The organism is Pseudomonas sp. NPDC087185, assembly GCF_044744955.1.
Classification (GTDB): Bacteria; Pseudomonadota; Gammaproteobacteria; order Pseudomonadales; family Pseudomonadaceae; genus Aquipseudomonas.
Genome location: NZ_JBIUZK010000004.1, coordinates 587,119 through 610,209 on the forward strand (window position 1 = coordinate 587,119; position 23,091 = coordinate 610,209).

20 protein-coding genes and 1 pseudogene are annotated in these 23,091 nt (G+C 63.9%); 9 read left to right on the plus strand and 12 right to left on the minus strand.

The window, feature by feature from the left end; all coding sequences use genetic code 11:
- Positions 1 to 11: 11 nt before the first annotated feature.
- The 7 genes and pseudogenes from ACIPIJ_RS17245 to ACIPIJ_RS17275 form a co-directional block, all read right to left on the minus strand.
- On the minus strand, positions 12 to 188 hold the full coding sequence (locus ACIPIJ_RS17245; RefSeq protein ID WP_401078736.1) for a hypothetical protein: 177 nt from the start codon (positions 186 to 188) through the stop codon (positions 12 to 14).
- Entirely contained in the window at positions 185 to 1,297 is a 1,113-nt protein-coding gene (locus ACIPIJ_RS17250) for a PepSY-associated TM helix domain-containing protein (RefSeq protein ID WP_401078738.1), read from the minus strand. The genes ACIPIJ_RS17245 and ACIPIJ_RS17250 overlap by 4 nt, the downstream gene beginning before the upstream one ends.
- Before the next feature lie 58 nt (positions 1,298 to 1,355).
- Positions 1,356 to 3,790 (minus strand): annotated as a pseudogene (locus ACIPIJ_RS17255) (TonB-dependent siderophore receptor).
- Positions 3,791 to 4,011: 221 nt separating this feature from the next.
- Positions 4,012 to 4,968, minus strand: a complete 957-nt coding sequence (locus ACIPIJ_RS17260; protein WP_401078740.1) for a FecR domain-containing protein — start codon at positions 4,966 to 4,968, stop codon at positions 4,012 to 4,014.
- Positions 4,965 to 5,483 carry an RNA polymerase sigma factor gene (locus tag ACIPIJ_RS17265; protein WP_401078743.1) on the minus strand — a complete coding sequence of 173 codons (519 nt, stop codon included), beginning with the start codon at positions 5,481 to 5,483 and terminating at the stop codon, positions 4,965 to 4,967. Before ACIPIJ_RS17265 ends, ACIPIJ_RS17260 begins: the two co-directional genes overlap by 4 nt.
- Positions 5,484 to 5,583: 100 nt before the next feature.
- Positions 5,584 to 6,294, minus strand: coding sequence for a PolC-type DNA polymerase III (locus ACIPIJ_RS17270; RefSeq protein ID WP_401078745.1), 711 nt, complete (start codon positions 6,292 to 6,294; stop codon positions 5,584 to 5,586).
- Positions 6,291 to 8,228: a putative nucleotidyltransferase substrate binding domain-containing protein gene (locus ACIPIJ_RS17275; protein ID WP_401078748.1), complete on the minus strand. Its 1,938-nt coding sequence runs from the start codon at positions 8,226 to 8,228 to the stop codon at positions 6,291 to 6,293. The genes ACIPIJ_RS17270 and ACIPIJ_RS17275 overlap by 4 nt, the downstream gene beginning before the upstream one ends.
- 180 nt (positions 8,229 to 8,408) lie before the next feature.
- Between ACIPIJ_RS17275 and ACIPIJ_RS17280 the strand changes: the two genes are divergently transcribed.
- Complete coding sequence (locus ACIPIJ_RS17280) at positions 8,409 to 8,864, plus strand: PleD family two-component system response regulator (protein ID WP_401078974.1); 456 nt, start codon at positions 8,409 to 8,411, stop codon at positions 8,862 to 8,864.
- A gap of 71 nt (positions 8,865 to 8,935) precedes the next feature.
- Here the strand turns inward: ACIPIJ_RS17280 and ACIPIJ_RS17285 are convergent, their stop codons facing one another.
- On the minus strand, positions 8,936 to 11,113 hold the full coding sequence (locus ACIPIJ_RS17285; protein ID WP_401078751.1) for a malate synthase G: 2,178 nt from the start codon (positions 11,111 to 11,113) through the stop codon (positions 8,936 to 8,938).
- A 455-nt stretch (positions 11,114 to 11,568) separates the two neighbouring features.
- Between ACIPIJ_RS17285 and ACIPIJ_RS17290 the strand changes: the two genes are divergently transcribed.
- Positions 11,569 to 12,087, plus strand: coding sequence for a glycine cleavage system protein R (locus ACIPIJ_RS17290; RefSeq protein WP_401078754.1), 519 nt, complete (start codon positions 11,569 to 11,571; stop codon positions 12,085 to 12,087).
- 226 nt (positions 12,088 to 12,313) lie between these two features.
- Here ACIPIJ_RS17290 and rarD read toward each other — a convergent pair whose 3' ends face one another.
- The 4 genes from rarD to ACIPIJ_RS17310 all read right to left on the minus strand — a co-directional run bounded on the left by rarD (position 12,314) and on the right by ACIPIJ_RS17310 (position 15,840).
- Entirely contained in the window at positions 12,314 to 13,201 is an 888-nt protein-coding gene (gene rarD, locus ACIPIJ_RS17295; protein WP_401078757.1) for an EamA family transporter RarD, read from the minus strand.
- 64 nt (positions 13,202 to 13,265) lie between these two features.
- Positions 13,266 to 14,240, minus strand: a complete 975-nt coding sequence (locus ACIPIJ_RS17300) for a serine/threonine protein kinase (protein ID WP_401078760.1) — start codon at positions 14,238 to 14,240, stop codon at positions 13,266 to 13,268.
- Between the two features lie 71 nt (positions 14,241 to 14,311).
- The gene (locus ACIPIJ_RS17305; protein WP_401078762.1) at positions 14,312 to 15,076 is read right to left on the minus strand and encodes a TOBE domain-containing protein; all 765 of its coding nucleotides are present in this window, start codon (positions 15,074 to 15,076) and stop codon (positions 14,312 to 14,314) included.
- Positions 15,077 to 15,102: 26 nt separating this feature from the next.
- Positions 15,103 to 15,840 (minus strand): ComF family protein, encoded by a 738-nt coding sequence (locus ACIPIJ_RS17310; protein WP_401078765.1) that lies wholly within the window; start codon positions 15,838 to 15,840, stop codon positions 15,103 to 15,105.
- Positions 15,841 to 15,929: 89 nt separating this feature from the next.
- Between ACIPIJ_RS17310 and bioB the strand changes: the two genes are divergently transcribed.
- From bioB to ACIPIJ_RS17345, 7 genes are all read left to right on the plus strand, one after another.
- Complete coding sequence (bioB, locus tag ACIPIJ_RS17315; RefSeq protein ID WP_401078768.1) at positions 15,930 to 16,988, plus strand: biotin synthase BioB; 1,059 nt, start codon at positions 15,930 to 15,932, stop codon at positions 16,986 to 16,988.
- Between the two features lies 1 nt (position 16,989).
- Complete coding sequence (gene bioF, locus ACIPIJ_RS17320) at positions 16,990 to 18,162, plus strand: 8-amino-7-oxononanoate synthase (protein ID WP_401078771.1); 1,173 nt, start codon at positions 16,990 to 16,992, stop codon at positions 18,160 to 18,162.
- Positions 18,155 to 18,886 (plus strand): alpha/beta fold hydrolase, encoded by a 732-nt coding sequence (locus tag ACIPIJ_RS17325; RefSeq protein ID WP_401078774.1) that lies wholly within the window; start codon positions 18,155 to 18,157, stop codon positions 18,884 to 18,886. Before bioF ends, ACIPIJ_RS17325 begins: the two co-directional genes overlap by 8 nt.
- Positions 18,879 to 19,697 carry a malonyl-ACP O-methyltransferase BioC gene (gene bioC, locus ACIPIJ_RS17330; protein ID WP_401078777.1) on the plus strand — a complete coding sequence of 273 codons (819 nt, stop codon included), beginning with the start codon at positions 18,879 to 18,881 and terminating at the stop codon, positions 19,695 to 19,697. The genes ACIPIJ_RS17325 and bioC overlap by 8 nt, the downstream gene beginning before the upstream one ends.
- A 10-nt stretch (positions 19,698 to 19,707) precedes the next feature.
- Positions 19,708 to 20,388, plus strand: coding sequence for a dethiobiotin synthase (gene bioD / locus ACIPIJ_RS17335; RefSeq protein ID WP_401078779.1), 681 nt, complete (start codon positions 19,708 to 19,710; stop codon positions 20,386 to 20,388).
- A 118-nt stretch (positions 20,389 to 20,506) separates the two neighbouring features.
- Positions 20,507 to 20,803, plus strand: a complete 297-nt coding sequence (locus ACIPIJ_RS17340) for a pyrroloquinoline quinone biosynthesis protein PqqE (RefSeq protein WP_401078782.1) — start codon at positions 20,507 to 20,509, stop codon at positions 20,801 to 20,803.
- A 307-nt stretch (positions 20,804 to 21,110) separates the two neighbouring features.
- Positions 21,111 to 22,916, plus strand: coding sequence for a phenylacyl-CoA dehydrogenase (locus tag ACIPIJ_RS17345; RefSeq protein WP_401078785.1), 1,806 nt, complete (start codon positions 21,111 to 21,113; stop codon positions 22,914 to 22,916).
- Positions 22,917 to 23,091 lie beyond the last annotated feature (175 nt).

Below are 23,091 nucleotides of genomic sequence, written 5' to 3' on the forward strand. Positions count from 1 at the left end.
AGCGGAGTACCTCAGCGCCGCCACAGGCCCCGCAGTGCCAGCCATGCCGGCACACCCAGCCCGGCCCAGGCCAAGCTGTCCCACCAACCGTCGCCAAGCAACGCCGCAAACAGCCCTGTTGCACCCAGCACGGCAATCAGTGCTGGCCAGGCGAAGATACGCCTGGTCGGTTGCGACTTGTGGCTCATGCCCTGGCCTCCCGAGGCTTACGCTGTTTGCCCCACCACAGGTACAGGCCGCTGCCGAGGACGATGAGGGTCAGCACGTCGAGCACTGCCCAGAGGATCTGCATGGGCCGCCCGCCGTAGTCGCCGAAATGCAGGGGTTGGGAAAGGCCCATGGCGTCCATGTACCACGGCCGTTCGCCAACGGCGGTGACGTGCAGGGTCTGTGCATCGATCAGGACCGGTGTGAGCAGGTGTGAGGTCAGGTGCGTGTTGCCTTTCATGAACACGGCGTAGTGATGCTCGCTGGAGAACCGGGTGCCGGGGAAGGCGATAAAGTCGGGACGCATGCCGGGCGCTGCCTGTTCGGCGATCTCCAACAAGTGCGTTGCTGGCGCACGTTGAGTGAGTGGCGGAGCATCGCGGTAAGGCGCGACCATGGTCGCCAGGCTGTCGTTGCGCCAGGCGGCGATGACCAGGTCGGACAGCGCGCTGATCACGCCCGTGATGCCGACCGTCATGGCCCAGGTCAGGGTGACGATGCCGATCAGGTTGTGCAGGTCGAGCCAGCGCAGCCGCCGCGATTTGTCGTGGCGCACGGTGGCGAAGCCCAGGCGACGCATGAACGGCGCATAGAGCACGGTGCCCGAGACGATGGCGACGACGAACAGCACGCCCATGAAGGCCAGCAGCAGCTTGCCGGGCAACCCGGCGAACATGTCCACGTGCAGGCGCAGCATGATCATCATGAACCCACCGTTGGCCGCCGGCATGGGCACGGCTTCACCGGTGCGGGCGTCGAGCATGAAGGTGTGCGACAAGTTGGGCTCGGTACCGGCGGTGGCGGCGGTGATCGCCACCACGCCATTGGGTTCGTCCTCATCAAAGCCGAAGTACTGCATCACTTCGCCCGGGCGGTGCTGCTCGGCCTTGAGCACCAGTTGATGCAGGTCAAGGTGCGGGGTGCCTGCGGGCATTTCACGCAGTTCGGGGGCGTCGCCGAGGAGGTGTTCGAGTTCGTGGTGGAAAATCAGCGGCAGGCCGGTAAGGGCCAGCAACAGCAGGAACAAGGTGCAGACCAGGCTGCTCCAGGTGTGGATCATGGACCAGCGGCGGATGGTCTGGCTTTTCATCACGGTACCGTTCTTATGCCTGAGAAGCAGAGGGGCCGCATAGCGGCCCCTGCATCACTCAGAACTTGTAATTGACGCTGGCCACTACGTTGCGCTCGTCGCCGTAGTAGCAGTAGTAACCATCACAGGTCGACAGGTAGTCCTTGTTGAACAGGTTCTTCGCATCCACGGCAACGGTCACGCCCTTGAGGGTGCCGTTGAGGCGGCCCAGGTCGTAGTGCACCGAAGCATCGTAGACGGTGTATGAGCCTACATGGCCCCAATCGGTATTGGTCGTGTTGCCGTAAGTGTCACCCACATAGCGCACGCCGACGCCCACACCAAAGCCATCAAGCGGGCCTTCGTGCCAGGTGTAGTCGGCCCAGGCGGTGGCCTGGTTGCGCGGCACCTGGGCCATGCGCTTGCCTTTTTCGCCTTCGTTGCCTTTGGTGATCTCGCTGTCGTTGTAGGTATACGAACCGATCAACTTGAGGTTGCGGGTTACATCCGAGGTGGCTTCCAGTTCCAGGCCCTTGACCCGGACTTCACCGACCTGGCGGGTGACGCTGCCTTCGGTCACCGACATGTTTTCCTGGGTCAGGTCGAACACGGCCGCGCTGAGCAGTGTCTTGCTACCCGGCGGCTGGTACTTGATGCCCAGTTCGTACTGCTTGCCTTCGGTGGGCTTGAACGCATCGGTGCTGTTCACCGAAGCGCCGGTGGCCGCCTGGAACGACTCGGCATAGGAGAAGTACGGCGTAATGCCATTGTCGAACACATAGCTCAGCGCAGCGTTGCCGCTGAATTTCTTGTCGCGCTGAGTATTGGTGGCGTCGCCCTGGTTGTGGAAGGTGGTGCCGGTGTGCACCCAGTCTTCACGACCGCCGAGGGTCAGGCGCCAGTTGTCCAGGGCCATCTGGTCCTGCAGGTACAGGCCGGTCTGCTGGGTTCTCTGATCGTAGTCGTACATGTCGAAGTACTGGACGTTCGAGAAATCCTGGCCGTAGATCGGGTTGTGGATATTGCTGGGTGGTACGCCGGCCGAGCCCCAGCGCCAGCGGGCATTGCTGTCCGAGCGCTGGTGGTCGAGGCCCAGCAGCAGGGTATGGGCAACCTTGCCGGTCTGGAAGTCGGCCTGGAAGTTGTTGTCCACGGCGAATTGCGAAATGTCTTCCTCGACGATACCGGCGGTGCGTTGCACGGTGCCATCGGCGCTGACCGCTTCGTCCGGGCCAGCTGGCCAGATCGAGCCGCCGGCGGTGATGCCCTTGAAGTCCAGTTCGTTACGCGCATAGCGCAGGTTCTGACGGAACTGCCAGGTGTCGTTCAGGCGGGTCTCGAACGCATAGCCCAGGTGATAGTAGGTGCGGTCGTAGGATTCCCAGTCCGGGTCGCCCAGGTTCTTGTGGTGGGAAATCTTGCCTGCCGGGCTATCCAGCTTAGTGCCCTGCAGCGGCAGGAACTGGCCGGTGATACCGGTATCGTCGCGGGTGTACTGGGAAATGAACGTCAGCTTGGTGTCGTCGTTGATATTCCAGGTCAGGCTTGGGGCAATGTTGTAGCGCTTGTCCGGAATGTGGTCGATCGGGGTGCCGCTGTCACGCACTGTGCCGCTCATGCGGTACAGGAACTGCCCCGCGTCATCGACCTTGCCGGTGCTGTCGAAGTTGATCTGCCGGTGGTTGTTACTGCCCACTTGCGCTTCGACTTCGTGGCTGCTTTCCAGCTCCGGGCGCCGGCTGGTCATGTCCAGCAAGCCGCCTGGTGGTGTTTGGCCGTAGACGGACGACGCCGGGCCACGCAACACGGCAATACGCTCGAGGTTCCACGGTTCGATTTTCGGCGAGGCGTAGTTGCCCTTGGGCAATGGCAGGCCATCGAGGAATTGGGTGGGCACGAAACCACGCACCAGCAGCCAGTCGCTGCGCGAGTCGGACCCGTAGCCGCTGCTCTGCACACCAGCGGTGTAGCGCAGGGCGTCATTGAGGTTGAGGACCGGGCGGTCTTCCATCTGCTGGCGCGTGATCACGGTCACCGAGCGAGGCAGCTCGGCGATGGCGGTGTCGGTCTTGGTGCCAGCCGCAGTGCGGGTGGCGGTGTAGCCGTCGACCGGGCCCCAGGCGCTTTCATACGAAGCATTGGCATTGATCGCGGTTTCCGGCAGGGCCAGTGCGCCTTCAGGTGCGGCGACCAGGCTGTAGCTGCCGACGCTGCTCTGCTGCAATTGCAGGCCAGTGCCGCGCAGGGCTGCCTGCAAGGCACCCAGGCCGTCGAACTGGCCGCTGACCGGCGCCGAGTTGCGGCCGCTGACCAGTGCCGGGTCGATGGCCAGGGCAATGCCCGACTGGCTGGCGATCTGGTTCAAGGTGGAGGCCAGCGGGGCACTGGCAGGTCGTAGGCACGCGGGGCGGATTGCTCGGCGGCGAACAGGGCAGGGCTGGCCAATGGCGCGGCCAGGGCGATGGCCAGGGCCATCAGGCTGGGGCGCAGAATACGATCAACAGCACGGGACATGCAGCGGCTCCTCGACGGATAAGTGCTAACTGCTTCCTTGCCGAGCGAGATTTCAGAAGTGACAGGGGTAATCTGAAAAATATTGAGAATTAGTTAAATCTGTTTGCAGTCAGCACTGGCCCTTTCGCCGGCAAGCCGGCTCCCACAGGTTCTCTACCGCCCCCCAAGGGCTGCGCTGTACTTGGGGGAGCCGGCTTGCCGGCGATGAGGCCAATGCGGTTTTATTTGGGAACCACGCTCACCCACCACTGGGTATGCCGCTCGATTTTCACCGGCAATGCCGGTACCAGCGAGGCCAGGGCCAGGTCGGTATTGGTCAACGGGAAGCTCCCCGTCACGCGCAGGTCGGCGACTTCGTCAGCCACGCCCAAGTGACCGCTGCGGTACTCGCCCAGCTGGGCCAGCAGGTCGGCCAGGCGCACGTTGTCGACCACCAGCATGCCGCGGGTCCAGGCATCCGCGCCGGCTTCGACCGGGCCGACCTGGCCCAGGCCGTTGGCGTTCATCAGCACCTGCTGGCCTTGGCGCAGCACCCGTTCGTCGCCGCTGTTGAGCGGCATGGCGGCTACCGAAGCTTGCATCACTTCCAGGCGCGTGCCGTTGGCCTCGCGGCGCACCAGAAAGCGCGTGCCGAGCGGGCGCAGGCGGCCATCGTCGGTGCGCACCAGCAACGGGCGTGGGTCGTCGTGGCCGGTTTCGACCGAGATTTCGCCCTGGTGCAGCACCAGCACGCGCTGGTCGCCTTCGTAGTCGATATCCACTGCGGTGTGGGTGTTCAGGCTGAGCAGCGTGCCGTCTTCCAGGCGCAGGGTGCGCAGCTCCCCGGTGGCGGTACGCTGATCGGCCAGCCAGTAGCTGGCCGACAGTGATGGCGCGCCCACCCAGGCCAGCAACGAACCGAGCAGGAACATGCCGGCCAGACCGCCGCCGACCTTGGCCACCCGGCGACGCAGGCCGACGCGCGATTGTTGCAGGGCTTGGCGTGCGGGACCTGCGGCTGCACTTACACGCTGGTCGAGGGCGCCCAGCTGGCGCCAGGCGCGGGCATGTTCTTCGTTGGCGGCATGCCAGCGCATGAATGCATTGCGCTCGTCAGGCGTGCCACAGGCATCGTCCAGGCTCAGTTTCCAGGCGATGGCTGCTTCGAGGACCCCGGCGGACACCGGTGCAGGGTTCACGTTGGCTCCCCGTACAGGGCCACGTAGCACTGGCGCATGCCCTGGGCGATGTACTGGCGCACGCGCGATACCGACACGCCCAGGCGCTCGGCGATCTCGGCGTGGCCCATGCCGTCCAGGCGGTTGTGCAGGAAGGCCGCGCGGGCCTTGCTCGACAGCTTGCCAAGCAGGCGGTCGATGGCCTTGAGGTCTTCGAGGATCAGGTGCTGGGTTTCCGGGGAGGGTTGCTCGGCTTCCGGCAGGCGGGCAAGCTCGGCCAGGTAGGCCTGCTCCAGCGCCGCACGGCGGAAGTGGTCGAACATCAGCCCCTTGGCCACGGCGGCGAGGAAGGCGCGTGGCTCGCGGGGGGTATCCAGCTGCTCGCGGCCAAGCAGGCGCACGAAGGTGTCCTGGCTCAGGTCTTCGGCACGCTGGCGGCAGGCCATGCTGCGTTGCAGCCAGGCAAGCAGCCAACCGCGATGGTCGCGGTAAAGCGCACCGACCCGTTCGGCGTGTGGGCTCTGAGCAGAAGACAAGCAGTGTTCCCCCCGGAACGAATGCATTAACTAACGATAACTATTCGCGATTGTTGCAGAGGCGGGGGGCTGGGCGCAATGGACGCTTATCGGATTGCCACTACAGGCCGTGGTTGTGCACGTTGCGCCGCCGCCAGGTGCGCAGGCGCTGTTCGAGCTGCAACGGGCTGTCGAGCTGCTGCCGGCGGGCCTGGCTGAGCAGGATCAGGGCCAGTTCGGCGGTCACCTGGGCATCGGCACTGGCGTGGTGGCGTTCGTCCACCTGCAGGCCGAAGCGCGCAACCCAGTCATCCAGCCCGGCCTCGCGCAGCACGGTATCAGGGTTGAGCATGGGGGCCAGCTCGGCCACATCGAGGAAGGGCTGTTGCAGGCGATAGCCAAGGCTTTCTTTCATAGCCCGGGCCAGCATGCGCTGATCGAAGGGCGCATGAAACGCCAGTACCGGGCTGTCGCCGATGAACTCCAGCAGCTCCAGCAACGCCTCGGCTGGGTCGCTGCCAGCGGCCAGGGCGCTCGGGCCAAGGCCATGGATCAGCACGCTGGCGTTGGTCTTCTGGGCAGGGCGGCGCAAGGTGCGTTCGAACTGCTGGGAAAAGTCGATGGCGCCATCGGCGATGGCCACGGCACCGACCGACAGCACCTGGTCGCGGCTGGGGTTCAGGCCGCTGGTCTCCAGGTCAAGCACGACCCAGCGTTGCTCGCGTAGCGAACACACACCCAGCGGCGTGGGCTTGGCCAGGTTGGCCAGGCGCTGATGCAATGCGTCGTCCAGGGCCGGAGCGGCAGGGCGTAGCCAGGCGAACAGGCTCATAACTGGTACCGCAGGGCCAGGCTGCTTTGCAGGCGCTGGGCCTGACGCAGGGACTCGCGCAGGATGCGCCGGTCCAGGTGGTTGAGGCTGTCCGGGTCGAGCCGGTTGGAATACGGCAGGTTGTCGCGGGTCTGGCGCTGGTGCTGTTGCATGCGGGTTTGCTGGATGAAGTGGTAGGCCTCTTCATAGGCTGCGCCATCGAGTGCTTCGATGATGCCCTGATCGACCAGCTGGCGCAGGCGCTCAAGGGTATTGCAGGCAGCGATGCCATGGGCCAGGGCCAGCAGCCGAGCACCGTCGACGAAGGGCGTCAGGCCCTGGACCTTCAGGTCGAGGGTCGCCGCCTTGTCGTTGCCCTGGCGTGTCAGCACGAATTCGCGCAGGCGGCCCACGGGTGGCCGCTGGCGCAGGGCATTCTCGGCCATCATGCGCTGGAAGATGCGGTTGTCGGCCACTTGCTCGAGCACGCTCTGGCGCAGCTGTTCGCACCCTTGTTCGTCGCCCCAGACCACCCGCAGGTCGAAGTAGATGCTCGAACCCAGCAGGTTCTCGGGGCTGGCTTCGCGGATGAAGCCGGCGAAGCGCCGTGCCCATTCCGTGCGCGACAGGCACAGCTTGGGGTTGCCTGCCATGACGTTGCCCTTGCACAAGGTAAAGCCGCATTGGGCCAGGCACTGGTTGATGTACTGGGCCAGTGGCAGCAGGCGGGCGCGAATGGCCTCGGCTTCGGCGGCGTCGGCCGCATCGAAGAGGATGCCGTTGTCCTGGTCGGTGTACAACGTCTGCTCACGGCGCCCTTCGCTGCCGAAGCACAGCCAGCTGAATGGCACGCCAGGGTCGCCGCGCTCGGCCAGGGCCAGTTCGATCACACGGCACACGGTGTGGTCGTTGAGCAGGGTGATGATCTGGGTGATCTGCGTCGACGACGCGCCGTGGGCGAGCATGCGTTCGACCAGCTGGCCGATCTCGCCGCGCAGCGACACCAGTGAGTCCAGGCGCGGTGCGTGGCGAATGGTGCGCGCCAGGTGCACCAGGTCGACCCGTTGCAGGGAAAACAGATCGCGTTCGGATACCACACCGCACAGGCGCTGGTTGTCCACCAGGCAGACGTGGGCAATGTGCCGCTCGGTCATCGCCATGGCGGCATCGAAGGCGCTGGCCTGGGGGCTGAGGTAGAAGGGGTTGGCGGTCATGTGCCGGTCGATCGGCGCGCCCAGTTCGGCATCGGCGGCAGCGACCACCTGGCGCAGGTCGCGCAGGGTGAAGATACCCACCGGGTAACGCTGCGGGTCGACCACCACGATGCTGCCGACTTGTTGCTCGTGCATCAGCCGCACGGCGTCACGCAGCGGCATGTCCGGGGCGCAGACCACCGGGTGACGCATGGCCAGCTCACCCAGCGGAGTGTTCAGGGAGTACTGGGTGCCGAGGGTTTCCACAGCGCGCTGGCGCACCTGCTGGTTGACCTGGTCGAGCAGGCTGCTGACGCCACGCAGGGCAAAATCGCGAAACACATCCGACATCGAGAACACGCGGATGAACGCGGCTTTGTTCAGCTGCAGGCAAAACGTGTCTTCGCCGGCCAGGTGCTCGGTACGGGTGGCGCGCTCGCCGAGTAGCGCGGCCAGCGGGAAGCATTCGCCGCTGGTGATTTCGAAGGTGGTTTCCACGCCCGGCTTGACCAGGTGCTGGCGCTCACCGATCACGCGGCCCTGCTTGACGATGTAGAAGTGCTCCACCGGCCCGTCGGCGGGCTTGATGATGCTTTCCCCACGCGCATGGAAGCGCAGCTGGCACTGTTCCACCAGAAACGCCAGGTGGCTGTGCTCCATCTGGTTGAACGGCGGGAAGCGCTGCAAGAACTGCAGGGTGCCTTGAATGTTCTGCAGCACCGCAGTCCTGCCCGCCTGGCTGTAGGCGTCCTTTTTGCTCATGAAACTGACCGTATCGCTACGCCGAACTATATATATCTATATATAGGTGCGGCCTTGTTGTTCTCGGCCCCCATGGTCGGCTGACGGCCGTGTGGTGCCCATTGGACGTAAGTCTATGAGCGTGGTGTGATCAATTTCGCATGCCGCGGTCTTACCGGTGAGCAAGATCTATTTGATGAGATGAACATGGTCGAGCATGACGACATCCTGAGTGACGCAGAACGCGAGGCATTGGCTGGGTTGAGTGCACCTATTGCGCCCAAGCCGGTGGTGCTGGTTGTCGATGACAACGCTGTAAACAGGCAGTCGCTATGTATGTACCTAAAAAGCTGGGGCATAGACTGCATGGAGGCGGACGGTGCGCAGGAGGCGATGTTCAAATTGCATTATGAGCCCCGGATCGCCCTGATGATCACGGACTTGCGCATGGTGCCAGAAGACGGTCTTGAGCTGATCAAGCAGGTTAGAACCTCTCCACGCGCTGATTTACCCATTGTGGTGGTATCTGGCGAATCTGAGGTGTCGGAGGCGGTGAGGGCGATGCATCTGGGGGTGGTGGATTTTTTGGAGAAGCCGCTTCACGCAAAGAAGCTTGCGGGGTTGCTTGAGTTGGTGAAAAAAGAATTGCAGATCTAATAGCGGTGCCTTCAATGCGGGCCCCATCGCCGGCTTGCCGGCGATGGGGCCGCAACGCGGCCCTTTGCGGATCAGAGGCCGTTACGCGCCTTGAACTCGCGACGGCGACGGTGCAGTACCGGCTCGGTATAGCCGTTTGGTTGCTTGGCACCTTCGAGCACCAACTCCACCGCTGCCTGGAACGCGACGTTGTCGTCGAAGTTCGCCGCCATCGGGCGGTACTGGGCGTCGCTGGCGTTCTGCTTGTCGACCACTGCAGCCATGCGCTTGAGGCTTTCCAGCACCTGCTCCTGGCTGACGATGCCATGGCGCAGCCAGTTGGCCAGCAGCTGGGCCGAGATACGCAGGGTGGCGCGGTCTTCCATCAGGCCGACGTTGTTGATGTCCGGCACTTTCGAGCAGCCCACGCCGTGGTCGATCCAGCGCACCACGTAGCCGAGGATACCCTGGGCGTTGTTATCCAGCTCGTTGCGGATCTCTTCAGCAGACCAGTTGGTGTCGGCAGCCAGCGGGATGGCCAGGATATCGTCCACCGAAGCCGGCGTACGCGAAGCGAGTTCACGCTGACGCGCTTGCACGTCCACTTTGTGGTAATGCAGCGCGTGCAGGGTGGCAGCAGTCGGCGACGGTACCCAGGCGGTGTTGGCACCGGCCAGCGGGTGGGCGATTTTCTGCTCGAGCATGGCGGCCATCAGGTCGGGCATGGCCCACATGCCCTTGCCGATCTGCGCGCGGCCTTGCAGGCCGGTTGCAAGGCCGACGTCGACGTTGTTGTTCTCATAGGCACCGATCCACTTCTCGTTCTTCATGGCGCCCTTGCGCACCACGGCGCCGGCTTCCATCGAGGTGTGGATTTCGTCACCCGTGCGGTCGAGGAAGCCGGTGTTGATGAACACCACGCGCTCGGCGGCCGATTTGATGCAGGCCTTGAGGTTGACCGTGGTACGGCGCTCCTCGTCCATGATGCCGACCTTGACGGTGTTGCGCTGCATGCCCAGCAGGTCTTCGACGCGGCTGAAGATCTCGGCGGCGAACGCTACTTCTTCCGGGCCGTGCATCTTCGGCTTGACGATGTACACGCTGCCGGTGCGGGTGTTCTTGCGGCTGGTGTTGCCGTTGAGGTTGTGCAGGGCGATCAGGTTGGTGAACAGGCCGTCCTGGATGCCTTCGGGGATTTCGTTGCCTTGGGCATCGAGGATCGCCGGGTTGGTCATCAGGTGACCAACGTTGCGCACGAACAGCAGCGAACGACCGTGCAGGGTGACGCTGCCGCCATTGGGCGCGGCGTACTCGCGGTCCGGGTTCATGGTGCGGGTGAAGGTCTTGCCACCTTTGCTCACGCTTTCGGCCAGGTCGCCTTTCATCAGGCCCAGCCAGTTGCGGTAGACGATGACCTTGTCGTCGGCATCGACGGCGGCGACCGAGTCTTCACAGTCCATGATGGTGGTCAGCGCCGATTCCATCAGGATGTCTTTGACGCCGGCGGCGTCAGTGCTGCCGACCGGGGTGGTGGCATCGACCTGGATTTCGAAGTGCAGGCCGTTGTGCTTGAGCAGCACGGCGGTCGGCGCGGCAGCGTCGCCGTGGTAGCCGATCAGCTGGGCGTCGTCACGCAGGCCGCTGTTGCTGCCGCCTTTGAGGGCGACGACCAGCTTGCCGGCTTCGATGCGGTAGGCGGTGGAGTCGACGTGGGTGCCTGCAGCCAACGGCGCGGCTTCGTCGAGGAAGGCGCGAGCGAAGGCGATGACCTTGTTGCCACGCACCTTGTTGTAGCCCTGGCCTTTTTCCGCGCCGCCTTCATCGCTGATGGCGTCGGTGCCGTACAGCGCGTCGTATAGCGAGCCCCAGCGGGCGTTGGCGGCGTTCAGGGCGAAGCGGGCGTTCATCACCGGCACGACCAGCTGCGGGCCGGCCATGTGGGCGATTTCTTCGTCAACGTTCTGGGTGGTGGCCTGGAAATCGTCGGCTTGTGGCAGCAGGTAGCCGATTTCCTGGAGGAAGCTTTTGTAGGCTATGGCGTCATGTGCCTGGCCTTTGCGTGCCTGGTGCCAGGCGTCAATCTTGGCTTGCAGCTCGTCGCGCTTGGCGAGCAGGGCTTTGTTCTTTGGAGCGAGGTCTTTAATGATCTCTGCCGCCCCGGCCCAGAACGTGTCGGCTTCGATGCCGGTTCCAGGGATCGCTTCGTCGTTGACGAAGTCATACAGGGCCTTGGCGACCTGAAGGCCACCGACTTGAACGTATCCAGTCATTGCTTGCCTCACCTCTGCTCAGCTATTTCGCTTTCGCTCTTCTGTATTAAGCCTGTAGCGCTTCTCTAAACACGGCACCAGTACATGCTCTCGCCACTCACGAGAGCGGCTGGGTGCGGCTCGCCAGACAGGCTGGCGGGCGGTTGGCGTATTTTCACAGGCGCCTTGGCAGACATCGAAACGACGTTTTGTAGTCCGCGCCAGCGCATACTACATGAAGCAGTAGGCAGGTAAACATCAGACTAAAAGCGTCGCTCTGCGACCGGGTGGTCGCGTCGGGTCACGCTGGGAGTGGGTATGTTCGCAAAAAACCGGTGGATTGTTCCAGATAAATCTTGAAACAGTACACGATTAGTTCGGCGGACTGCCCTGCGGCAGGTTGCCGCGCCTTGCCTATACTGAGTCGATCCCCCTATTTGTGCCGCTTTGGGCGGCCCGACGCAGAGGAAGCCGCTGTGGATCATCTTGTACTGACCGTGATCGCCCCTGACAAGGCCGGCCAGGTCGAACGCATTGCCCAGTGCATCGCCGACCACAACGGTAACTGGTTGGAGAGCCGCATGTCGCGCATGGCCGGGCAGTTTGCCGGGATTCTGCGGGTGGCGGTGCCTGCAGAAAACTACGACGAGCTGGTGAAGGCGCTGCAGGCGTTGGGTAAATATGAAATCCGCGTGCTGATTGCCCAGAGCGGAATCGAACCTTCGTGCACCTGGAAGCCGATCGCCATGGAGCTGGTGGGCAATGACCGGCCGGGGATCGTGCGCGACATCACCCGTCTGCTGGCTGATCAGGGCGTGAACCTGGAGCGCTTTACCACCGAAGTGCGCCCGGCGGCGATGAGCAGCGAGCCGTTGTTCCATGCCGATGCCTTGCTGGCGCTGCCGTTGACCTTGTCGCTGGATGACCTGCAGCACAAGCTGGAGAGCCTGGCAGATGACTTGATGGTGGAGCTGACGCTGCGGCCGGAGGGTTGAAAGCCCCGCTGCGGGTTATCCCGGTTTTACGGGGAAGGGCCTGTGGATAAGCTGGGGGCTCAGCTCGCCAGCCCAATAGTTGCGTGCCCTCTAGCGCTTTGAGCAAAAAACGTCCACTCATCAGGCGCTTGTGCACAAACCACGGGGACGAGGGTGTGGATAACCTCTGGAGATGTTCTGCCAGGCCACGCACTGCGCGGCCTGCAGAGTTTTGATTATTTTTTGATCAGGCGCCCTTGCGCAGATTCAGCCAAGCATCGACGCTGTACAACGCCAATCCCGCCCAGATGCATATGAAAGCCACTAGGCTGCTCGACGACAAATGCTCGTCAAACAGCAGCACGGCCTGCAGCAACACCAGGGTGGGCGCCAGGTACTGAAGGAAGCCCAGCGTGGTATACGGCAAGTGCCGCGCGGCGGCGTTGAAGCACACCAGCGGTACCAGGGTCACCGGCCCTGCGGCCATCAGCCACAAGGCCTCGCTGCTGGTGTAGAAGGCGCCTTGTGCGCTCATCGCGGCGGGGTGTAGCAGCAGCCAGCCAAGCGCCAGCGGCACCAGCATCCAAGTTTCCACCACCAGGCCAGGCAGCGCGGCCACCGGGGCCTGTTTGCGGATCAAACCATAGAAGCCGAACGTCAGGGCCAGCACCAGAGACACCCACGGCAGGCTGCCGACCTGCCACACCTGCTGCGCCACACCCAGGGCGGCCAACCCTACCGCCAGCCATTGCAGGCGGCGAAGACGCTCACCGAGCAACAGCATGCCCAGCAGCACATTCACCAGCGGGTTGATGTAGTAGCCCAGGCTGGCTTCGAGCATCCGTCCATTATTCACCGACCAGACGTAAGTCAGCCAGTTGCCGGCGATCAGCGTGCCGCTCAGGGCAAGGACGGCCAGCCGTCGCGGGTTTTCACGCAGCTCGCGCCACCAGCCTGGGTGTTTCCACACCAGCAACAGCAGTGAGCCGAACAGTGCCGACCAGAGCACCCGGTGGACGATGATCTCCACTGCCGGAACGCTCTGGATGGCTTTGAAGTACAGCGGGAACAAGCCCCAGATGATGTAGGCCGAAAGGCCAAGAATGTACCCGCGACGCGGGTTTGCGGCGTGCATGCAGAATCCTTGCTTAGGTAGCTAAATACAGCGACGCCTATTGTAGACAGACCCTCACGGGCATCTAGAACAATTTGAGTGGTTGCTCGTCGAGCGCCGCCGTTTGCTCGCGCAGGGCCAGGATCTGGTCGCCCCAGTAACGCGGCTGGCCAAACCAGGGGAAGCTGCGGGGGAATGCCGGGTCATCCCAACGCCGTGCCAGCCAGGCGCTGTGGTGCAACTGACGCAAGGCGCGCAGGGGCTCGATCAGGGGCAGCTCACGCGGGTCGAAGTCGTGGAACTCGTTGTAGCCGTCGATCAGCTCTGCCAGTTGGCCGAGGCGCTCCTCGCGGCTGCCCGCCAGCATCATCCACAGGTCTTGCACGGCAGGGCCCATGCGACAGTCGTCCAGGTCGACAACGTGATAGACGTCGTCGCGATGCATCAGGTTGCCCGGGTGCAGGTCGCCATGCAGGCGCATCACCTGATGAGGAGTACGTGCATAGATGTCTTCGACCCGTTTCAGCAACTCGCGGGCCACGGACTCGAACGCGGGCAGCAACTCGCGGGGTACGAAGTCACCCTCAAGCAGGGTTTTCAGCGAGGCGTGGCCGAAGTTATCCACAGTCAGCGCTTCGCGGTGCTCGAATGGGCGGGTTGCTGCAACGGCGTGCATGCGGCCCAGCAACTGGCCCAGGCGATAGAGCTGGTCGAGGTTGCCAGGCTCCGGTGCATGGCCGCCGCGGCGCGGGAACAGAGTGAAGCGGAAACCTTGGTGTTCGAACAGGGTCTGGCCCTCGTGCTGCAGCGGGGCAACCACGGGGACTTCGCAGTCGGCGAGTTCGGCGCTGAAGCGGTGTTCCTCAAGAATCGCCTCGTTGCTCCAGCGGCCAGGCCGATAGAACTTGGCGATCAGTGGCTGCTGGTCTTCGATACCTACCTGATAGACACGGTTTTCGTAGCTGTTCAGGGCCAGTACGCGGGCGTCGCTGAGAAAGCCAAGGCTTTCCACGGCATCGAGGACCAGGTCGGGGGTGAGGGTAGCGAAGGGGTGCGACATGAGTGCTCCGGGGTGGGCTGCAAGGGCCAATGGTATCAGTGCCGGCCCCCTCGCGGGGCCGTGCGGGCAACCTACACCGGCACCCCGAGCAATACGTTGGAGGGATGGAACTGCACCCGGACTTCGCTGCCTGCCGCCACCGCTTCGCGCACCAGCCATTGCGCTTCGGCAAAACCGCACAAAGTCTGCCCATTACCCAGCGCCAGCCGCACTTCGCTGGGATCATGACCGTCTGCCAACACCTCTTCGACGGTCGCTTTCAACACATTACCGCTGGCCTCGGGTACCTCTGCGGCACCCAGCAGTTGCACCCACCCGGCCTTGAGCAGGGCCACCACCATGGTGCCCAGCGTCAGCTCCAGGCGCGCGGTACTGTCGTGGGTGATCAGCGCCTCGATTTCCAGCCCGCCGCCCAGTGCCAGGCTCACCCGGTCATGCCGGCCTTCACGGCGCAGGCCACTGACCTGGCCTTGCAACTGGTTGCGGGCGCTGGTGCGCAGCATCAGGCGCCCGAGCAGGTCGAGGTCGCTGGACTCTTCGGCGGCTTCCAGGATCTGTGCCTGCAAGGCCTGCAAGCGTTGGTACAGGCGCAGCACCCGCTCGCCTTCGGCCGACAGCCGTGCACCACCGCCGCCGCGCCCGCCGGTGCTGCGCTCGACCAGCGGCTGGCTGGCCAGGTTATTGAGTTCGTCGATGGCGTCCCAGGCGGCTTTGTAGCTGATGCCAGCCGCCTTGGCAGCGCGGGTGATCGAGCCTTGTTCGGCAATGTGCTGGAGCAAGGCGATGCGTTGCGGGCGGCGGGCGATGTGCTGGGTGAGGAGAGCGGGCAGGGACATGATGGCGCCTATCTGAGACTGACCCGTCAAGCTTGCCCCGGTTTTGCCGTGCGTGCCAGGCAATACACATCGACCCGGCGCGCACCGGCGCTGCGCAGCAGGGCAGCGATGGCTTGCGCGGTGGCGCCGGTGGTCAGCACGTCATCGACCACGGCCACGTGCAGGCCCTTGAGTGCGCCTTCGTCGAACAGGGCAAAGGCCTGCTGCAAATTACGCCGACGCGCCTTGGCATCCAGGCTTTGTTGCGCGGGTGTTTCGCGTGTGCGCAGCAGTTGTCGCTCGTCGCAGTCGATTGCCAGCGCGTTCGACAACCAGCGCGCCAACATGCCGGCCTGGTTGAAGCCACGTTCGCGCTGTCGACGCCTGGCCAGCGGCACCGGCAACAACAGGTCAGGTGTGCTCAGGCCCTCGGCATACCGATGCTGCAGACCATGGCTGAACATTTCGGCCATCAACCGCCCCAGTGGCCACTGCCGGTTGTGCTTGAAACGGCTGATCAACGCATCCACGGGATAACCGTAGTGCCACAGCGCGATGACCTGTTCGAATGCCGGCGCGCGGCGGCTGCACTGGGCGCAGGTCAAACCGGCCATTGGCAGCGGCAGCGCGCAGCGCAGGCAATATTCACTTAGCCAGGGCAGCTCCTGCTCGCATGCCACGCATAAAGGGTAGGGCTGTTCGGCAGCCTCATCGCACAACAAGCAGGCGTGATCAATATTTATACACTTGTAAACCAGTGTTTTTAACCAAGGTTGACAGTTCATAGGCCATCCATGACTATGCGAGCTATCCGTGATGCGCTAGCGGGCATTCCTGTCCCGGCGCCAGCTACAGCCTAAACAAGGAAACGCCGATGAGCGCCAGCACAACTGCAACAACACGTCACGACTGGTCCCTGGCCGAGGTCAAGGCCCTGTTCCAGCAACCGTTCAATGACTTGCTGTTCCAGGCGCAAACCGTGCACCGCGCGCATTTCGACCCTAACCGCGTGCAGGTCTCGACGCTGCTGTCGATCAAGACCGGCGCCTGCCCGGAAGATTGCAAATATTGTCCTCAGTCCGGCCACTACAACACCGGGCTTGAAAAACAGAAGCTGATGGAAGTGCAGAAGGTGCTGGAAGAAGCCGCGCGGGCCAAGGCCATCGGTTCGACCCGCTTCTGCATGGGCGCGGCCTGGAAACACCCGTCGGCCAAGGACATGCCCTACGTGCTGGAGATGGTCAAAGGGGTGAAGGCCATGGGCCTGGAAACCTGCATGACCCTCGGCAAGCTCGACCAGGATCAGACCCAGGCCCTGGCCCAGGCCGGCCTTGACTACTACAACCACAACCTCGACACCTCGCCGGAGTTCTACAGCAGCATCATCACCACCCGCACCTACAGCGAGCGCCTGCAGACCTTGGCGTATGTGCGCGATGCCGGGATGAAGATTTGCTCCGGTGGCATCCTGGGCATGGGCGAGTCGCTGGACGACCGTGCGGGCCTGCTGATCCAGTTGGCCAACCTGCCCGAGCACCCGGAGTCGGTGCCGATCAACATGCTGGTGAAAGTGGCCGGTACGCCGCTGGCCGAGGAAGAGGACGTCGATCCGTTCGACTTCATCCGCATGCTGGCGGTCGCGCGGTTGCTGATGCCCAAGTCGCACGTGCGCCTGTCCGCTGGCCGCGAGCAGATGAACGAGCAGATGCAGGCCCTGGCCTTCATGGCCGGCGCCAACTCGATCTTCTACGGCGAAAAACTGCTGACCACCGCCAACCCGCAGGCCGACAAGGACATGCAGCTGTTCGCTCGCCTGGGCATCAAGCCCGAAGCGCGCGAAGAGCATGCCGACGAAGTGCACCAGGCCGCCATCGAGCAGGCGCTGGTCGAGCAACGCAGCAGCGAGCTGTTCTATAACGCAGCAACGGCCTGACATGGCCTTCGATCTGGCGGGGCGCCTGGCCGAACGGCGCGCCGCAGACCTGTATCGGCAGCGGCCACTGCTCCAGAGCCCACAAGGGCCGCACGTGGTGGTCGATGGCCAGCCCTTGCTGGCCTTCTGCAGCAATGATTACCTTGGCCTGGCCAACCACCCAGAGGTGATCGCCGCCTGGCAGGCTGGCGCCGAGCGCTGGGGCGTCGGTGGCGGCGCCTCGCATCTGGTCATCGGCCACAGCACCCCGCACCATCAGGTCGAGGAGGCGTTGGCCGAGTTGACCGGCCGCCCGCGCGCGCTGTTGTTTTCCACCGGCTACATGGCCAACCTTGGCGCCATCACTGCGCTGGTGGGGCAGGGCGACACGGTGCTGCAGGACCGCCTGAATCACGCCTCGTTGCTGGACGGGGGCTTGCTTAGCGGCGCCCGCTTCAACCGTTACCTGCATAACGATGCGGCCAGCCTGGCCAAACGCCTGGACAAAGCCACCGGCAATACTCTAGTGGTGACCGACGGGGTGTTCAGCATGGACGGCGACCTTGCCGACTTGCCGGCATTGGCTGAGGTCGCACGTGCACGCGGCGCCTGGTTGATGGTCGACGACGCGCACGGCCTCGGCACCTTGGGTGTGCAGGGCGGCGGTATCGTCGAGCACTTCGGCCTGGGCATCGACGATGTGCCTGTGCTGATCGGCACACTGGGCAAGGCCTGCGGAACAGCAGGTGCGTTTGTTGCCGGCAGCGAGGCGTTGATCGAAGCGTTGGTGCAGTTTGCCCGGCCCTACATCTACACCACCAGCCAGCCACCGGCCCTCGCCTGCGCGACACTCAAAAGCCTGGAGCTGCTGCGCCGCGAAACCTGGCGCCGTGAGCACCTGGGCGCGTTGATCCGCCAGTTCCGCCTGGGTGCCGAAGACATCGGCCTGACACTGATGGACAGCCCGACGCCGATCCAGCCCATCCTCATTGGCGACAGCGCACAAGCGCTGCGGCTGTCGCAGATGTTGCGCGAACGTGGCCTGCTGGTCACCGCCATTCGCCCGCCCACCGTGCCTGCGGGAAGCGCACGCTTGCGGGTAACCTTGAGTGCCGCGCACAGCGAGGCGCAGGTGCAGCTATTGTTGAATGCATTGGCCGAGTGTTATCCACAGCTGGAGGCCGCCGATGCGTAACCGACTGATCCTTCTACCTGGCTGGGGGCTGGGTACTGCGGCGCTGGAGCCGTTGGCAGCTAGCCTGCGTGCCCAGGACGCCCGCCTGCAGGTCGAACTGATGCCCCTGCCGGAGCTGGCCGACGCCGATGTACAGGCGTGGGTCGACCACCTTGACCGCAAGTTGCCCAGTGATACCTGGCTGGGCGGCTGGTCGCTGGGCGGCATGCTCGCCAGCGAACTTGCGCGCAAGCGCGGCGACCATTGTTGCGGGCTGTTGACCTTGGCCAGCAACCCAAGCTTCGTGGCCCGTGCCGATTGGCCATACGGCATGGCCGATGACACCTTCGGGACCTTCCTTGATGGCTGCCGCAGCCATACCTCCGTGACCCTCAAGCGTTTCCGCAGCTTGTGCAGCGACGGCGCCCTGCAGCCGCGCACCCTGCTACGCCAGCTGGGCGTTGGTGTGCCGGACACCGACCCGTTGTACCTCGCCACCGGGCTGGAAGTATTGGCCCAGCTGGATACCCGTGAGGCACTGCAGGCCTACGGAGGTCCGCAATTGCACGTGTTCGCCGGCGGCGATGCATTGGTCCCGGCCGAGGCGGCCAAAGCGCTGAGCGAGTTGATGCCTGACGTGGAGGTCGGGCTGGTTGAAGACAGTTCCCACGCCTTCCTGCTGGAATACCCACAGGAGCTGGCGGCGGGCATCAAGATATTCCTGCATGAGAGTGGCGATGACTGACCTTTCCCGTCCAACCCTGCCCGGCGTGCTGCCGGACAAGCGCCAAGTGGCGGCTTCGTTTTCCCGTGCGGCGGCCAGCTACGACAGCGTGGCGGCCCTGCAGCGCGCGGTGGGCGTGAGCCTGCTGGAGCAGTTGCCGGACGAACTGCTGCCAGCGCGCTGGCTCGACCTGGGCAGTGGCACTGGATACTTCAGCCGGGTGCTGGCCGAGCGCTTTGCGCCTGCAAATGGCGTGGCCGTGGACATCGCCGAGGGCATGTTGCGACACGCGCGTGGCGAGCAGGGTGGGGCGCAATATCACGTGGCGGGCGATGCCGAGCGCCTGCCGCTGCGCGATGAGAGCGTCGACCTGGTGTTCTCCAGCCTGGCCGTTCAGTGGTGCGGGCAGTTCGCCAGCGTGCTGGACGAAGCACGCCGGGTATTGCGCCCGGGGGGGGTACTGGCCTTCAGCAGCCTGTGTGTCGGCACCCTCGATGAGTTGCGCGCCAGTTGGCAAGCCGTGGATGGCATGGTGCACGTCAACCGCTTTCGCCGCTTCGAGGACTACCAGCGGCTGTGCGCGGCCAGTGGCCTGGAACAGCTTGGCCTGCAGCGGCAGGCGCACGTGCTCCACTACCCGCATGTGCGCGGCCTTACCCATGAACTCAAGGCGCTTGGCGCCCACAACCTCAACCCTGGCCGCCCGTCAGGCCTGACCGGCCGCGCCCGTATGCAGGGGTTGCTGCAGGCGTACGAAGCATTCCGTCAACCGCAAGGGCTGCCAGCCACCTATCAGGTGGTCTATGGTGTGTTGCGCAAGCCACAGGCGTGAGAGGAGCGACATGAGCCAGGCCTATTTCATCGCGGGGACCGATACCGATGTCGGCAAGACCACCATTGCCGCCGGGCTGCTGCATGCCGCGCGGCTGCAAGGCCTGAGTACGCTGGGTGCGAAGCCGGTGGCGTCCGGTTGCACAGCCACCGCTAAAGGGCTGCGCAATGCCGATGCCCAGGCGCTGATCGACGAAAGCTCGGTCAAGTTGGCGTATGAAGAGGTCAACCCGTTCGCCTTCGAACCCGCCATCGCGCCGCATGTGGCCGCGCGTGAGGCGGGTGTTGCGCTGGAGGTGCCGGCCTTGTTGAAGGCCATGCACCATGTGCTGGGCCAGGGTGCGGACTTCACCTTGGTCGAAGGCGCGGGTGGCTGGCGGGTGCCGCTGTCCGATCACGCCTATCTGTCCGACCTGGCGATTGCCCTGAAGCTGCCGGTCATTCTGGTGGTTGGAGTGCGCCTCGGGTGCATCAACCACGCCTTGCTCAGCGCTGAAGCAATTGCCCGTGATGGGCTGCAGTTGGCGGGGTGGGTGGCCAATATCATCGAACCCCGCACATCGCGCCTGGAAGAGAACCTCGCCAGCCTGGCCGAGCGCTTGCCAGCACCGTGCCTGGGGCGGGTGCCCAAGCTCAAGCAAGCGAGCGCCGATGCGGTAGCGGAGCATCTGCAACTCGACCTGCTGGACTGAGCCTGCATACCTCACGTCTATTGGCTGGCACTGAGCTATTAGGGATTTAAACGGGCCTTTTCGGCCCTGGCCTGCTTTAATTGCCACTGATCGCATCCAGCGTCATTGGAGTTTTGACATGGAAATCACCGGTAGCTCCGCGTACTACGCGGGCCTCAGCGCTATCCAGAGCGGGCAGAGCCGCGTCGACCAGGCGGCCAGCCAGATCGCCAATACCACCGTCGAACGCGCCGCCACCAGCCAGTCCAGCGACTTCCAGGCCGAGCGTCTGCGGGCCGTCGACCGCAGCCAGCAGATGGACCTTGCCACCAGCACCGTGCAACTGGCACTGGGCAAAACCGAAGTCGAACTGGGCGCAAAGGTCGCCAAGGCTTCCGACGAAATGCTCGGTCGGTTCATCGACACCTACGCCTGATTCGGCACCCTCTCCAAAGCATTGCGCAGCCTCCTGTGGGGGCTGGCTTGCCCGCGAATGCGTTTGATCAGACAGGCTTTTTTGTCTGGGCTGACGCGTTCGCGTGCACGCCTGCCCCCACGGTTGTGGGCGCGATTTCGTGCAATGGCATAAACGCCATCTTTCGCGGCACAAATGGAACCATAGTCCCTCCTTGACATCGGTCAGTCCTAAACGTAAGTTTCAAACAACTGTTTGACCGAAAGCCGGCAAGAGCTGGTCGGTATCAGCGGTCTCCCCACCGGACTCATCACAGAGGTTCATCGCAATGCCTGATTACAAAGCCCCCTTGCGTGATATTCGCTTCGTTCGCGACGAGCTGCTCGGCTATGAGGCGCATTATCAGAGCCTGCCGGGTTGCCAGGACGCCACGCCCGACATGGTCGACGCGATCCTCGAAGAAGGCGCGAAATTCTGTGAGCAGGTGCTGGCCCCGCTGAACCGTGTCGGCGACCTGGAAGGCTGCACCTGGAGCGAGTCCGGTGTGAAGACCCCGACCGGCTTCAAGGAAGCCTACGAGCAGTTCGTCGAAGGCGGCTGGCCAAGCCTTGCGCATGACGTTGCCCATGGCGGCCAAGGCCTGCCCGAGTCGCTGGGCCTGGCGCTGAGCGAAATGGTGGGTGAATCGAACTGGTCGTGGGGCATGTACCCAGGCCTGTCCCATGGCGCGATGAACACCATCTCTGCGCACGGCACCGAAGAGCAGCAGCACACCTACCTGACCAAGCTGGTCAGCGGCGAGTGGACCGGCACCATGTGCTTGACCGAGCCACATTGCGGCACCGACCTGGGCATGCTGCGCACCAAGGCCGAACCGCAGGCCGACGGTTCGTACAAAGTGTCTGGCACCAAGATCTTCATCTCTGCCGGCGAACACGACATGGCCGGCAACATCGTCCATATCGTTCTGGCCCGCCTGCCCGATGCCCCTGCTGGCACCAAAGGCATCTCGCTGTTCATCGTGCCGAAGTTCCTGCCCAATGCCGAAGGCGGCGTAGGTGAGCGCAACGGTGTGAGCTGCGGTTCCCTCGAACACAAGATGGGCATCCACGGCAACGCCACCTGCGTAATGAACTTCGACAGCGCCACCGGCTACCTGATTGGCCCAGCCAACAAGGGCCTGAACTGCATGTTCACCTTTATGAACACCGCTCGCCTGGGCACAGCGCTGCAAGGCCTGGCGCATGCCGAGGTGGCCTTCCAGGGCGGCCTGAAGTACGCCCGTGACCGCCTGCAGATGCGTTCGCTGACCGGCCCGAAAGCACCCGACAAGGCGGCCGACCCGATCATCGTGCACCCGGACGTGCGCCGCATGCTGCTGACCATGAAGGCCTTCGCCGAAGGCAACCGCGCCATGGTCTATTTCACCGCCAAGCAAGTGGACATCGTCAAGTACAGCCAGGACGAGGAAGAGCGCAAGAAGGCCGACGCCCTGCTGGCTTTCCTCACCCCGATCGCCAAGGCCTTCATGACCGAAGTCGGCTTCGAGTCGGCCAACCACGGTGTGCAGATCTACGGCGGCCACGGCTTCATCGCCGAGTGGGGCATGGAGCAGAACGTGCGCGACAGCCGTATCTCCATGCTGTACGAAGGCACCACCGGCATCCAGGCGCTCGACCTGCTCGGCCGTAAAGTGCTGATGACCCAGGGCGAGGCGCTCAAGGGCTTCACCAAGATCGTGCACAAGTTCTGCCAGGCGCAAGAAGGCGTCGAAGCGGTCAAGGAGTTCGTCGAGCCGCTGGCCGCGATCAACAAGGAATGGGGCGAGCTGACCATGAAAGTGGGCATGGCCGCCATGAAGGACCGTGAGGAAGTGGGCGCGGCTTCGGTGGACTACCTGATGTATTCCGGTTACGCCTGCCTTGCCTACTTCTGGGCTGACATCGCTCGCCTGGCCGCCGAGAAGCTGGCTGCCGGCACGTCGGAAGAGGCGTTCTACACCGCCAAGCTGCAGACGGCGCGCTTCTACTTCCAGCGCATCCTGCCGCGTACCCGCACTCACGTGGCCACCATGCTGTCCGGTGCCAACAACCTGATGGCGATGGACGAAGAGCACTTCGGCCTGTCCTACTAAGCCGCTAGGCTTTACAGAAACCCGCCTGCCTTTACCGGCAGGCGGGTTTTTGCATTTTTGCGGGCCGCTGCGCGCCCCAAGACCCGGTTACAAGAAAAGCTCAAGCCCTCCGCCCTCGCTGCCGTTAACACACCGGTGTATTCATCAATTCATGTGCGCTGCCGATGAACTAAAG

Coding starts and splice junctions, on each gene's coding strand:
- ACIPIJ_RS17245 (WP_401078736.1), bottom strand. CDS start 188: ATGAGCCACAAGTCGCAACCGACCAGGCGTATCTTCGCCTGGCCAGCA.
- ACIPIJ_RS17325 (WP_401078774.1), top strand. CDS start 18,155: ATGCGTAACCGACTGATCCTTCTACCTGGCTGGGGGCTGGGTACTGCG.
- ACIPIJ_RS17270 (WP_401078745.1), bottom strand. CDS start 6,294: ATGAGCCTGTTCGCCTGGCTACGCCCTGCCGCTCCGGCCCTGGACGAC.
- bioC (WP_401078777.1), top strand. CDS start 18,879: ATGACTGACCTTTCCCGTCCAACCCTGCCCGGCGTGCTGCCGGACAAG.
- ACIPIJ_RS17285 (WP_401078751.1), bottom strand. CDS start 11,113: ATGACTGGATACGTTCAAGTCGGTGGCCTTCAGGTCGCCAAGGCCCTG.
- ACIPIJ_RS17280 (WP_401078974.1), top strand. CDS start 8,409: ATGAACATGGTCGAGCATGACGACATCCTGAGTGACGCAGAACGCGAG.
- ACIPIJ_RS17275 (WP_401078748.1), bottom strand. CDS start 8,228: ATGAGCAAAAAGGACGCCTACAGCCAGGCGGGCAGGACTGCGGTGCTG.
- ACIPIJ_RS17340 (WP_401078782.1), top strand. CDS start 20,507: ATGGAAATCACCGGTAGCTCCGCGTACTACGCGGGCCTCAGCGCTATC.
- bioF (WP_401078771.1), top strand. CDS start 16,990: ATGGCCTTCGATCTGGCGGGGCGCCTGGCCGAACGGCGCGCCGCAGAC.
- ACIPIJ_RS17250 (WP_401078738.1), bottom strand. CDS start 1,297: ATGAAAAGCCAGACCATCCGCCGCTGGTCCATGATCCACACCTGGAGC.
- rarD (WP_401078757.1), bottom strand. CDS start 13,201: ATGCACGCCGCAAACCCGCGTCGCGGGTACATTCTTGGCCTTTCGGCC.
- ACIPIJ_RS17310 (WP_401078765.1), bottom strand. CDS start 15,840: ATGAACTGTCAACCTTGGTTAAAAACACTGGTTTACAAGTGTATAAAT.
- bioB (WP_401078768.1), top strand. CDS start 15,930: ATGAGCGCCAGCACAACTGCAACAACACGTCACGACTGGTCCCTGGCC.
- ACIPIJ_RS17305 (WP_401078762.1), bottom strand. CDS start 15,076: ATGTCCCTGCCCGCTCTCCTCACCCAGCACATCGCCCGCCGCCCGCAA.
- ACIPIJ_RS17300 (WP_401078760.1), bottom strand. CDS start 14,240: ATGTCGCACCCCTTCGCTACCCTCACCCCCGACCTGGTCCTCGATGCC.
- ACIPIJ_RS17345 (WP_401078785.1), top strand. CDS start 21,111: ATGCCTGATTACAAAGCCCCCTTGCGTGATATTCGCTTCGTTCGCGAC.
- bioD (WP_401078779.1), top strand. CDS start 19,708: ATGAGCCAGGCCTATTTCATCGCGGGGACCGATACCGATGTCGGCAAG.